The 12720-nt window shown below is 45.6% G+C and carries 12 protein-coding genes; 3 read left to right on the plus strand and 9 right to left on the minus strand.

Going from position 1 to position 12720, the window contains the following annotated elements:
* Positions 1-89 precede the first annotated feature (89 nt).
* The 3 genes from DFR62_RS02370 (at position 90) to DFR62_RS02380 (ending at position 1948) form a co-directional block, all read left to right on the plus strand.
* A complete protein-coding gene (locus DFR62_RS02370; RefSeq protein WP_121297856.1) occupies positions 90-659 on the plus strand; it encodes a CYTH domain-containing protein in 570 nt (189 codons plus the stop codon).
* 96 nt (positions 660-755) lie between these two features.
* On the plus strand, positions 756-1154 hold the full coding sequence (locus DFR62_RS02375; protein WP_121297857.1) for a globin domain-containing protein: 399 nt from the start codon (positions 756-758) through the stop codon (positions 1152-1154).
* Entirely contained in the window at positions 1151-1948 is a 798-nt protein-coding gene (locus DFR62_RS02380) for a ClpXP adapter SpxH family protein (protein ID WP_121297858.1), read from the plus strand. The genes DFR62_RS02375 and DFR62_RS02380 overlap by 4 nt, the downstream gene beginning before the upstream one ends.
* Positions 1949-2396: 448 nt before the next feature.
* Here DFR62_RS02380 and pepF read toward each other — a convergent pair whose 3' ends face one another.
* From pepF to opp3b, 9 genes are all read right to left on the minus strand, one after another.
* On the minus strand, positions 2397-4205 hold the full coding sequence (gene pepF / locus DFR62_RS02385; RefSeq protein ID WP_121297859.1) for an oligoendopeptidase F: 1809 nt from the start codon (positions 4203-4205) through the stop codon (positions 2397-2399).
* Positions 4206-4257: 52 nt separating this feature from the next.
* On the minus strand, positions 4258-5496 hold the full coding sequence (locus tag DFR62_RS02390; protein ID WP_158290806.1) for a competence protein CoiA: 1239 nt from the start codon (positions 5494-5496) through the stop codon (positions 4258-4260).
* Positions 5474-6130 carry an adaptor protein MecA gene (gene mecA / locus DFR62_RS02395; protein WP_121297861.1) on the minus strand — a complete coding sequence of 219 codons (657 nt, stop codon included), beginning with the start codon at positions 6128-6130 and terminating at the stop codon, positions 5474-5476. The genes DFR62_RS02390 and mecA overlap by 23 nt, the downstream gene beginning before the upstream one ends.
* A 297-nt stretch (positions 6131-6427) precedes the next feature.
* Positions 6428-6823, minus strand: coding sequence for a transcriptional regulator SpxA (spxA, locus tag DFR62_RS02400; RefSeq protein ID WP_008429739.1), 396 nt, complete (start codon positions 6821-6823; stop codon positions 6428-6430).
* A gap of 405 nt (positions 6824-7228) precedes the next feature.
* Positions 7229-8428: a putative glycoside hydrolase gene (locus DFR62_RS02405; RefSeq protein WP_175578519.1), complete on the minus strand. Its 1200-nt coding sequence runs from the start codon at positions 8426-8428 to the stop codon at positions 7229-7231.
* A gap of 179 nt (positions 8429-8607) precedes the next feature.
* Positions 8608-9549, minus strand: coding sequence for an ABC transporter ATP-binding protein (locus tag DFR62_RS02410; RefSeq protein ID WP_121297863.1), 942 nt, complete (start codon positions 9547-9549; stop codon positions 8608-8610).
* Positions 9549-10604 (minus strand): ABC transporter ATP-binding protein, encoded by a 1056-nt coding sequence (locus tag DFR62_RS02415; RefSeq protein WP_121297864.1) that lies wholly within the window; start codon positions 10602-10604, stop codon positions 9549-9551. Before DFR62_RS02415 ends, DFR62_RS02410 begins: the two co-directional genes overlap by 1 nt.
* 15 nt (positions 10605-10619) lie before the next feature.
* Positions 10620-11639: an oligopeptide ABC transporter permease gene (opp3C, locus tag DFR62_RS02420; protein ID WP_121297865.1), complete on the minus strand. Its 1020-nt coding sequence runs from the start codon at positions 11637-11639 to the stop codon at positions 10620-10622.
* Entirely contained in the window at positions 11639-12574 is a 936-nt protein-coding gene (opp3b, locus tag DFR62_RS02425; protein ID WP_121297866.1) for an oligopeptide ABC transporter permease, read from the minus strand. Before opp3b ends, opp3C begins: the two co-directional genes overlap by 1 nt.
* Between the last annotated feature and the right edge of the window lie 146 nt (positions 12575-12720).

A 12720-nucleotide genomic window follows, 5' to 3' on the forward strand; every position in this document is an offset into this window, starting at 1 on the left:
CCGGTTGACCCACCGCGCTTTTGAAATGCCGCTTCTTTCCTATAGAAAAGGAAACAGTATTGCAAAAGCGCGATTAATGAGGTGAACAAATGACAAAAGAACTTGAAATTGAATTCAAGAACATGCTGACAAAAGAAGAGTATAGCAAATTATTGGCGGAGCAAAATACCTCCCCGATCAGCCAGACCAACCATTATTTCGACACAGCGGATTTCCAGCTGCGCGACCAAAAGGCGGCCCTTCGCCTGCGCAGCATTGGCAGCCGTTTTGAATGCACACTTAAAACACCGGCCGCTTCCGGAAATTACGAAACGACCGATAGCTTGGACGAACAACAGGCGTCCGCCATCCTGGACTTGGAGCGATTCGATGCCCCGGATGTTTCCGCTGAGCTCGAACGGCTCGGGGTGTCCCCGTCCGAATTGGTGCTTATCGGTTCTTTAACGACCCATCGTGCAGAAGCTGCTTACGAAGGCGGCCTTCTCGTACTGGACCATTCGGAATACTTAGGGGTGGAAGATTACGAGCTGGAATATGAAGTTACAGACGAAGCTGCCGGCAAGCGGAGTTTCCTCTCTTTGCTCGAAGAAAAATGCATCCCGTTGCGTCCGGCAGACAAGAAAATCGCGCGTTTTATGAAGGCGGCTTCCAAGCGCTAAAGGCAGCACAGCCGTTCGGTGGCATGCGATTTGTTTGAGATATTTACCAGGCGTTGATAGAATGGATTTACAGCAAACACAAAGGGGACAAGACTGATGACTGGAAAACCGCTTATTCCGTACGATGAAATCGGCGCGGAAACTTTATCAAACCTGGTGGACGCCTTTTACGCACGCGTCTCAGCACATCCGCAACTTGCACCCATTTTCCCTGATGATCTGACCGAAACAGCGAGAAAACAAAAACAGTTTTTAACACAATACTTAGGCGGCCCAAATATCTATTCAGCGGAACACGGGCACCCGCGCCTAAAAGCGCGCCATCATCCATTTCCAATCACTCCAGACCGTGCACAAGCTTGGCTTGAGTGCATGAGTGAAGCTATGGATGAAGTCGGGCTCAGCGGCAAATTCCGCGAGACATTTTTCAACCGCCTCGTTTTGACCGCCCACCATATGGTAAATGATTACGACAGTGAGGAGGAGTTGGAGTGAGCAACCTGGATCTGGCAGAGGATATCCGCGAACACCAAGTTTCCTGCAAACCAATGGAATTATACGTGTTCATGGATCCGATGAATCCCGCATGCTGGGAACTTCAATCCATCATCCGTAAATTACAAATCGAGTATGGCCATTATTTTTCCATGCGGATGATCTTAAGCACACAATTATCCGCCCTGAATATGAGCGTAAAAAATGCCGATATGACCGGAGACGAGCTTGAACATCCCGCACTTCCGTCCGTCGCCATCAAAGCGGCAGAGCTCCAGGGCAAACGGGCAGGCAATCGCTTCCTGCACAAACTGCAAGAACAACTTTTTCTACAATCAAGAAACGTCACATCCTACGATGTACTGCTTGAAATTGCGGAAGAAGCGGAATTGGACCAAGCTGAATTCAAGGATGACTTTCATTCGGTCCACAGCGCCAAAGCATTCCAATGCGATCTTCGCATCACACGGGAAATGGAAATTTCCGAAGTACCAAGCATCGTCTTTTTCAATGAATGCATCGAAGACGAAGGCGTCAAAGTTTCAGGCCTTTATTCATACGACGTCTATTTGACCATCCTACAGGAAATGCTGGGAAAAGACCGGCTCAACCGGCAATCCCCGCCTTCTCTCTATGACCTGTTCATAAAGTATCCGACAATGGCGACGCACGAGGTCGCAAGCATCTACAATATCAGCGAGCAAACCGCAGAACGCGAGCTGAAAAAGCAAGTGCTGCAACAGAAACTGGAGCGCATCCCGATGCAGGACGACACATTGTGGAAAGTAAAATAAGCTAAGCTCCCAATAGGAGCTTAGCTTATTTTTTCTTTTATATAATAGCGAAAGGCGCCTTCCACGTCCGGAAGGCGCCTTTCTTATCTTACACAAAGGGGATGGGAGAAATGTTCACGCTCAAACAAAGGGGTGTATGTTTGTATGTGATTAATTTCACAACCTAATAATATCACGCCATAATAGTTAATGCAATAAATCACAAACCATTTCACAAATCTGTCATAATATCAAGCGCTTACATAAACATAACGGATAAATAAGTTATTTAAGAATAACTTATTATCCTCTAATACCCCCTTTTTCCATTGTCCATCCTTACCTATTTCCATTTCGCTATAATATCGTCCATCATCCCTCCTCTTCCACCGATGCAAGTATCACAATCCCTAGACAACGCATAAAAAACCTCTGCAGGTCTCACGCTGCAGAGGTTTTCGTCGGTCTTTTATTTCTTCAATAGCAATCCTTCGAGTTCTTCAAGCTTTTGCCCGAAGACTTTGCACGCCTCTTCGACCGGCTCGGATGAGGTCATGTCCACACCGGCTTTTTTCAATACTTCAATCGGGTAATCGGAGCTGCCCGCTTTCAGGAATTCGTTAATATAACGCTCTACAGCTGGCTGCCCTTCTTCAAGGATCTTTTTGCTTAATGCAGTAGCTGCGCTGAATCCTGTCGCATATTGGAATACATAGTAATTATAGTAGAAATGCGGGATGCGTGCCCATTCGAGGCCGATCTCTTCATCCACTGCCATGTCTTCACCAAAATACTTTTTGTTCAATTCGTAATACACTTCCGTCAACCGGTCAGCCGTCAAAGCTTCACCGTTCTGGTCCATCTGGTGGATTGTGTGCTCGAATTCAGCAAACATCGTCTGGCGGAAAACTGTGCCGCGGAAACCATCCAGCCAGTGGTTGAGCAAGTAAATGCGTTCTTGCTCATCTTCTGTCGTATTGACCAAGTGTTCATTCAACAAGGCTTCATTTGTCGTCGATGCAACTTCCGCCACAAAGATGGAATAATCGCCATAGACAAACGGCTGGTTTTCTCTTGTGTAGTGGCTGTGTACACTATGGCCGAATTCATGTGCCAAAGTGAACAGGTTGTCTACATTGTCCTGCCAGTTCATCAGTATATAAGGATTTGTGCCATAAGCGCCGGAAGAATAAGCGCCACTTCGTTTGCCTTTGTTTTCTTTCACGTCGACCCAGCGGTTGTCGATGCCGTTTTTGACGATCCCGACATATTCTTCACCGAGCGCATTCAAGCCTTCGAGCATCATGCCTGTCGCCTTGTCATAAGGGATCTCCATCTTGACTTCCTTAACAAGCGGCGTATACATGTCATACATATGGACTTGGTCAAGGCCCAATACTTCCTTGCGGAGCGCTACGTAGCGCTGCAATAGATGAAGGTTGTTGTTGACGGTTTCGACCAATTGATCGTAGACAGCTTCCGGAATATGGTCATCCGACAGTGCCGCTTCGCGAGCCGATGAATAGTTACGGATTCTCGCGTGAACGTTATCCCGTTTAACATTTCCGGATAAAGTGGATGCAAACGTATTACGGAATTTTCCATATGTTGCATAAACGGCTTTGAATGCGTCTTCACGTACGCGGCGGTCTTTACTTTCCATGAAACGGATGTAATTGCCATGTGTGATCTGCACTTTTTCGCCGTTTTCATTTTCGATTTCCGGAAACTCCAGATCGGCATTGTTAAGCATGCCGAAGGTTTCGGAAGATGCTCCGACCACTTCCGATAATTGTGCAAGCAGCGCTTCTTGCTCCGCTTTCAGTACGTGCGGACGCATCGTATTAAGTTCTTCAAGGGCATGCTTATATAGCTTCAGACCTTGATGTTCATCTACATAGCGGTTCAGTTCTGCTTCATCCAAAGACAGGATTTCAGGCGTCATGAATGACAAGCCTGCTGCTGTTTTGGCGAAAAGCGATTTGATGCGGCTGTCCATCGCCTGATATGTTGAATTCGTCGTATCTTGGTCGTAGCGCATATGAGCGTATGCATAGAGTTTGCGCAATCGCTCCGACAATTCATCTTTATAGCTTAGCGCGTCATACAAAGCGTCCGCGCCTCCTGATAGAGTACCTTCATATTGTCCAGCTTTCTCAGCCAGTGCTGAGACGGCTTTGAATTCCTCTTCCCATTGTGAATCTGTAGCAAAAATATCTTCCAAGCGCCACGTCAGTTCTGCAGGCACTTGATCTCTGGTCAATAATTTTTCCGTCATTTGGCTGCCTCCTCTTTCCCTTGTTTCGGGAAACGAATTACACCTTATTTTCTCAATTTTCCCACGCTTTTGCAAGCAGATGATAGGAAATATCCACCACTTCCGAAAAACACACGGAATGGCCATTTCTGTAGAGAGTTTCATACGCCGAAAGCACCTCCAAGGGCTTGCACTTGTCTATGCTAGAAGGCGCAAGCTTGACCAGCTGATCAGCCAATAAGGTCTCCACAGGTTTTCCAGACTCGATTATAAGCGCTGCTTTCATTTGCCAAATAAGAGGATGCTCTAAAAAAAGATGCCCGCCTGCAAGCGGCAACCCGAAAATTTCCGGGATGTCCCCCTTGTCGAGTTGCAGTTCATAGCTTAATCGCCAAAATGGGTTTCTCATCCGATTTTTCGCAAATAATTGGGAACGGATGTATTTATTCTTTTCTATCCGCATGAGCGATATTACCTGCTTGTATTCTGCTTTTGTTAATTTTTTCGGCACCGCGAAAGGAAAAACTTGTTCCTTCATTGGCAAAAGCGACGCCTTCCCGATCCAGCGGTTTCCTTGTACATAAAAAAGGTTGGAGTAGTAGACGAAGAGGGAATGATTGGGGTTGAATTGCAGGAGATGGGGATGAAGTGGCGTGCTGCGGAACATTGCTCTTTCAAAGGTGCGAATTTGGAAAATACCCAGTCCTGGAGCCGGCACATTTTCTATGCCGCGGATCCATACGGCGTGAAGACCCATTTTGGCATATCCTTGGCTGCGCTTCACAACTTGCTCTACAGCTAATGTGCTGCATTGGAATTCAATCGCAGATTTCTCGGCCAACAGGTCCGGCCGCTGCTTGATCGCGGGTAAGTAATGCTCGACATGGACCGGAATGTTGTTGTCGTAAAAAAAAGAGGACAGGCGGGATTTTCCGAGCAGATGAAGCGGAGTTTCCGGTTCACCGCCCGGCGTGCAGGAGAATTGCTGGAGATGGGCAAAATGGGGAATTTTCGTCGTGCCGACTTTTAAGACGACTGGGGATTCACAGGCGGGACATAGAAACGTTCGGTCCCTTCGCAGCTGAATCAGCTCTTGCCTGGTGTGATAAGCTTGCAACGTGAATAAATAGCCATTATCGAGCGCTGTCAGTATATAAATCACTCTCCTTTTTTTCAGTTTACGTTGAAGAGCCATTATGCGCAATACGAAAAATACTGCGGCTTCTAAAAATCTGCCACAGCTTCCCCTACATAAAATAGCATAAAAAAAACCTCCCAAGAGGAGGTTTTTAGCCGAAATAATGCAATACATTCGACAACGCATCTTCTTTGAAGATTGGCTTGCCGTATTCTTCAAGACGGTGAATCGTCATCGGGGTTTGCTGCAAGTACTCAGTGATGACGCTCAACTGGTCTTTAATGTCTTTTTCGGAATGCAGAATTTCATCAAATTTCACGTGCATATAATACTTTCCGTCAAAGTGGTACAATGCCGTATCGACCGGCATATACATGAGGCGCTTCGCAATCGGAAGCAATTCTTCCACTTCAGAAAGAACAAACGAGTATTCGAGTTTCTTCGTATCACCCTCGTCATAAACCGGTTCAAATTCATCAAACTCCTGGGAACCAGCTTCTTCCCCTGAAAACATTTTGCGGCGTTCTTCTATATCATCCGGCAAATCAAGTTTTTGCCCGTCTTTCGTCAATTGCGCACGAGTGACAGTGACTTCAAGTCCTTTGTCCATGGCTTGCACTTGGATCCACAGCGGCCCTTCCATAACGAAATCGGCTTCTTCATTGACTTCATCCATCATTTCCCAGAAAAGCTCTTCGCTTTTGTCTCTGTTAAACCAAATTTCGTCACGGCTGAACCCTCGCTCTTCAACATCAAGATAGGAAATGTAAAATTTCACTGTGTTGTCGTTAATGCGTTCTATTTCCATTTTACACCTCTCCTTTTCGGATCGGATTAAGAGGAAGTTCCTCAAAAGCCGTGATTTATTACTACCTTCATTATACCTTTCCTGAAGGCTTAAAAACATTTTTCTGCCTATAGGCGGCACCAGAAGATAATTATCTTAGAGTCTAATCGAATCGACAGACTTTTGCAACTAATCAGGTTGATCGACATAGGGTCGACAGAAAACTTTTTCTAGGCGTTCTGTAAAAAGATAAAGAAAAGCCGTCCCATGATCCCTTATGAAATACCATAAAGACCGGACAGCTTTTTCTCCTTATTCTTAGTTGACCATGCGCTGAGCTTCCAGCAATTGATACGCGCGCACTTTGCGTGGCAAGAACCGGCGAATCTCGTCTTCGTTATAACCGACTTGCAGGCGTTTTTCATCCATGATGATCGGGCGTCTCAATAAGCCCGGATGTTCTTGGATCAATTCATAGAGGCGCTGCAATGGCAAGCTCTCTACGTCTACATTCAGTTTTTGGAAGATCTTCGAACGAGTCGAAATGATTTCATCGGTTCCGTCCTCTGTCATACGTAAAATTTCTTTGATTTCACTAATTGTCAAAGGTTCAGAGAAAATATTGCGTTCTGTATATGGGATATCATGTTCTTCCAGCCACGCTTTCGCCTTACGGCAAGACGTACAGCTTGGAGAAGTGAATAATGTAACCATCATAATGAAGCACTTCCTTTCGGATTCATAGGTGTTGAGGAAATTCATTCTTAAATTAGAATCACTATCGTTTAGAAGCTCTACAATCATTATACAACATTGGGCTTCAGTAATATATAGCTAACGGCGAGAATTTCAAAAAAACATTGATTTTGTCACAGTCTCGCTACATTTTCTGAGAGTTTGTAAAACTTATACATTAAGAATTTACCCGCTTCTTTTATCAATTAAACTTCAATAAGAAAATTTTATTCTCATTTACAAATTTCTTTTGAAAACAAAGCTTCTATCATATAGTACGTTTCATATCGTGAAAGGTTTCAAATTTAAAGTTTATTTAAAAAGCATAACGCCTGCAAAAAAGTGCCCTTGCTGGTCGTCTGTATGACAGCAAGGGCATTTCGTTTATTCGGGTGTATAGTCGACTCCAGCTGAATAGCGGTTTCCAGCGTTCCAAAGAAGGAATTCATCAATTCCTTGTTCGTTTAAAGCGCGAATCTGGGCTTCCACTTCTGCCTTACCGTAGCGCTTATAGTTTCCTGCCCCCAGGTAGCTAGCCGTGAAATCCTGTAGCCACGGGCGCGATACGGGCGCATCGTCTAGCTTGGAAAGAACATCGTTTTCCACTTTAGCATACTCAGCGACCAATTTATAAGGTTCCAGATCTGGCTTTTCGATTCCGAAGTACTTTTTCCAATGGCTCGGATAAATCATTGAAGAGATGACATCGACGTTCTCGGAGATCTTCGAGAAGTTCTGGCCGATGCCAGGTGCTTCCGAAACAGTGGCTGCATAGCCGAAGATATCAACCGATACCTCTACTCCATAAGGTTCAAGCTTTTCTTTCGCATAAGCGACGAAATCTGTCACAGCTTCCACACGGCGCTGAACCGGGTCTAAATTGGATTCTGCATAATCGCCCATCGAGTAGTCAAGTTGCTCACCAAGCCGTTCAAACCCTTCTGGAAAGCGCACATAATCGAACTGGATTTCCTTGAAACCTAGTTTAGCTGCTTCGATCGCCACTTCTACATTATAATCCCACACATCCTGCATGAACGGATTGACGAACGCCTCGCCCCTGTTGTTCTTCCATACTTCCCCTCCGGAAGTAAATGAAAGCTCTGGCTGCTGCTCTGCAAGCACTGTGTCCTTGAAGACAACCACGCGCGCAATCGGGTAGATTTGCTCCTGTTCCATTTGTTCAAGCATTGCACGGGGATCCTTAATCAATGAAGTTCCGATGTCTTTATCAGCCAGCGAGGAATCTTCTTCCGGGATATACGTTAAATGCCCCATGTCTTCCTTGACGTCAATGACCATCGCGTTCAAATCGGTATTTCCTATGAGATCGACCAGTGAAGAAAATCGCTCTCCCCCGGCTGAGTTTCCAGTGACGAATATTCCCCGGACCACATCAGGATAATCAAAATTCAATCCTGAATCGAAGCGGAATCGTTCCGATGTCCCAAGCAAGCCAGAGTCGATGCTCGCTAATTCATATGTTCGGGTCGAAAAGTCTTCTGTTGCGGTTTCAGCTGCCTGCACTACATTGGCACTTCCCACTAAAACTAGGGATGCAGCAAGCCATTTCAAGGATTTCACAAAAATTCACACACCTTTTCCGCTTTTCTCCAGTCTACCATTTTTACGTACTTTAAGCAGGATAATTTAGTAAATTTAGAGAAACTCAGACATTTATTTGTTTTGAGAAAATATCCCCAGCATTTGTTCCGTTCAAAAAAAAGCACGCACCTTATAAACAGGTACGTGCTTTACGAGTTCTATTTTTTGGCTGCTAGATGCTCTTGAATCTCAGCAAATTCTTTCTCTGAACAATCGACAAAATGGTTCGGTGAAACTTCGCGCATTTTCACATCTTCCCCATCCACATAGTTATGGACTGCCGGGTCGTATGCTTTACGCGTACGGTTGCGCTCATAGTTCGGGTCCGGAAGCGGTATCGCCGAAAGCAATGATTGCGTATATGGATGCATAGGGTTTTCGTACAATTCGTCAGCTGGCGCCAATTCCACCAACTTACCAAAGTACATAACGCCGATGCGATCTGAAATGTATTTAACCATCGACAAATCGTGTGCGATGAACAGATACGTCAAACCTTTTTCTTCCTGAAGCTCTTTCAGCAAGTTGACGACCTGGGCCTGGATGGAAACATCGAGAGCAGAAATCGGCTCATCCGCGATGATAAAGTCCGGATCTACCGCCAGAGCACGCGCAATACCTAAACGCTGGCGCTGCCCGCCTGAGAATTCATGCGGATAACGGTTCGCGTGCTCTTTATTCAAGCCGACCGTTTCCAATAGGTCATAGACCATTTTCTTGCGGTCGTTGGCGTCTTTTGCCAAACCGTGGATATCGATGCCTTCAGCGATGATATCCATGACTTTCATCCGTTGGTTCAAGGAAGCATAAGGATCCTGGAAAATCATCTGCATTTTACGGTTGAATTTCTTTAGGTCTTTCTTGTTTTTCTTGCCGTGCACACTTTCACCTTCATAAAGAACTTGGCCATCTGTCGCATCGTACAAACGAATGATCGAGCGGCCAGTTGTGGATTTTCCGCAACCTGACTCGCCTACAAGGCCAAGCGTTTCCCCTTTATAAATATCGAAAGAAATGCCATCGACTGCTTTTACTTCGTTTGCTTTTCCGGCATTGAAATGTTGTTTGAGGTTCTTGATTTCAACCAATTTTTCAGCCATTAGTTCGCGCTCCCTTCATAATAACGGCTTCCAGGGAACTTTTTCATCCGTTCGATAACCATTTCAGGCGGTTCAACTGCTGGCGCTTCAGGATGAAGAAGCCATGTGGCCGCCATGTGCGTATCGCTGACTTTAAAGAACGGAGGCGGCTGTTCCATATCGATCTTCATGGCGTATTCACTGCGCAGCGCGAATGCATCGCCTTTTGGTGGATCGAGAAGATCCGGCGGCGTGCCAGGAATCGCATACAGTTTTGCATCTTCTGCATCCATTGAAGGCATTGAACTGAGAAGGCCCCATGTGTATGGATGCTGCGGGTTGTAGAAAATCTCATCGACTGTGCCGATTTCTACGATTTTCCCTCCGTACATGACTGCTACGCGATCTGCCACGTTTGCCACTACCCCAAGGTCATGGGTGATGAAAATAATCGACGTATCGATTTTCTTCTGCAAGTCTTTCATCAATTCCAGGATTTGCGCTTGGATCGTCACATCGAGAGCAGTTGTCGGCTCATCAGCGATCAAGATCTGCGGGTTGCACGCTAGCGCAATGGCAATAACGATACGCTGGCGCTGTCCACCTGAGAATTGGTGAGGATATTGTTTCATGCGAAGCTCGGGTTTTGGCATGCCTACTAAACGCAACAAGTCGATCGCGACTTTTTTCGCTTCGTCTTTGCTGATTTTTTGGTGCTTCAAAATCGGCTCTGTAATCTGGCGGCCAATCGGCATCGTCGGGTTGAGCGATGTCATAGGATCCTGGAAAATCATCGAGATGTCTTTTCCGCGGATTTTCTGCATTTCCTTATCGCTCAATTTCGTCAAGTCACGCCCGCCGAAAAGGATTTCACCGTTTTTGAATTCTGAAGTTGCTTCGGGCAATAAACGCATGATCGATTTGGTTGTAACGGATTTACCGGAACCGGATTCACCTACGATTGCCAATGTTTCACCTTTATATAGATCAAAGTTGACGCCTCGGATTGCCTTTACTTCGCCACCAAATGTGTGGAAGGAAAGTTCGAGGTCTTTTACTTGAAGTATTTTTTCCATCTAAGGCTTTCCTCCTTAATCTTTCATCTTCGGATCGAGCGCATCGCGCAAGCCGTCACCGATTAGGTTAAATGCGATCATGATCAAACTCAACACGACAGCCGGGAACAAAAGAATATGCGGCTGATACTGGATCAGTTTATACCCATCATTGATCAATGTCCCAAGAGACGCATCCGGAGCTTGAAGCCCGAGCCCGATAAAGCTCAAGAATGCTTCGAAGAAAATCGCGCCTGGGATCGTGAACATCGTGTTGATGATGATGACGCCAAGAACGTTCGGCATCAAATGCTTCCAGATGATGCGGGTATCGCTTGCGCCAAGCGTGCGGGCTGCGAGGACGAATTCCTGGCTCTTATATTTAAGAACCTGACCACGCACCACCCGCGACATTCCGGTCCAACCGGTAATCGTCAAGGCGATGATGATCGCGAGTATCCCCGGGTCCATGATAAGGATAAAGAGGATAACGACGACCAGGTTTGGAATACCTGTCAAAATCTCAACAATACGCTGCATGACATCATCCACACGGCCTCCGAAGTAACCAGAGATCCCGCCATAAATGACACCGATCAACATATCGATTGCTGCTGCCACGAAGGCGATAAACAAGGATACTTGAGTTCCTTTCCATACACGAGAGAACATATCACGGCCGAGGCCATCCGTCCCGAACCAATAATTCTGTTCGACATTTTTCATTTCATACAAATCGACTTCACGGCCGCCTAATGTACCAACACCATCCATGATACCAAGGTTTTCGATAACAGGCATTTTCGGCGGCAAGTTGGCATGTGTAATGGTCTGGTCATTTGGTTCGTAAGGGCTGATCATTGGTCCGATAAAGGACATGAGAACAATCAAGCCAAAGAGAATCAAACTGATGATTGCTCCTTTGTTTTTCTTCAGGCTGCGCCAAGCATCCTGCCAAAAGCTGACACTTGGTTTGGAGATTTTTTCTGCCTCTTGTGTATCTCTAGGGATGCGAGTGAATGCATCTTGAGGAAGCTTTTCATAATTCTGTGTCATTAACTCTTACCTCCTGAAAGACGAATACGAGGATCGATGACGCCGTACAAAATATCCACAACCAAAATGACGACAATTAAGAATACAGAGAAGAAAATGGTTGTACCCATGATAATTGAGAAGTCATTGACCATGATTGATTTTACGAATTGCTCACCGATTCCAGGAATCGCAAAAATCTGCTCGACTACGAGTGAACCTGTCAAAATGCTGACTGCCATCGGCCCAAGAACCGTAATCAGTGGAATTAAAGCATTTCGGAATGCGTGTTTGAAAGCGATTTCAGACCCGCTGGCCCCTTTAGCTTTTGCTAACGTGATGTAGTCAGATCCAAGAACTTCGATCATTTCTGTACGAATAAACCGTGCAGCCGTTGCCAGTGGGAACATCGCCAATGCTATTGATGGCAATACGCTGGACATGAATCCATCTTTCCACAGCGCCACTGGGAACAGGTCCCATTTTAAACCGAGCCAATATTGTAGCATGGATGCAAAAACAAACGATGGAATGGATATACCGATGATTGCAACAATCGTACTGCCATAATCCACCCATGTATTTTGCCTGAGCGCCGCGACCATCCCGAATAGGATTCCAAGAACAGTTCCGAGGAGCATTCCTTGGAATCCGATCTGGGCTGACGGCCCCATGCGGCTTAAAATAACATCCGTTACGTTTGCGCCTTTGAATTGGTTAATCGAAATACCCAAATCACCTTGTAGCAAACCAAACATATAATCGAAATATTGAACAGGAAGGGGTTGGTCCAGTCCGTACCGTGCCTCTACGACTGCCCGTTGTTCAGGAGATAGCTTATCTGCGGAAGCAATTGGGGAACCTGGTAATATTTTCATCAAGAAAAATGTAAACGTGGCAATAAGCGCTAAGGTGATGAACATATAAATTAATCTTTTTCCAATATAGCGTGCCATGGTGCACCTCCAAAATAAAATCGCTCTATTATATCAAGCATCAATCGACACTTGTATTTTTCTGATTAAGCAGAATACCGTTAATTTTCGGTGAATTTATCTACAGTAGAAAAGAGAGTATATCAATCCCTTGATATACTCTCTTT

Source organism: Planococcus citreus, assembly GCF_003664125.1.
Lineage (GTDB): Bacteria > Bacillota > Bacilli > Bacillales_A > Planococcaceae > Planococcus > Planococcus citreus.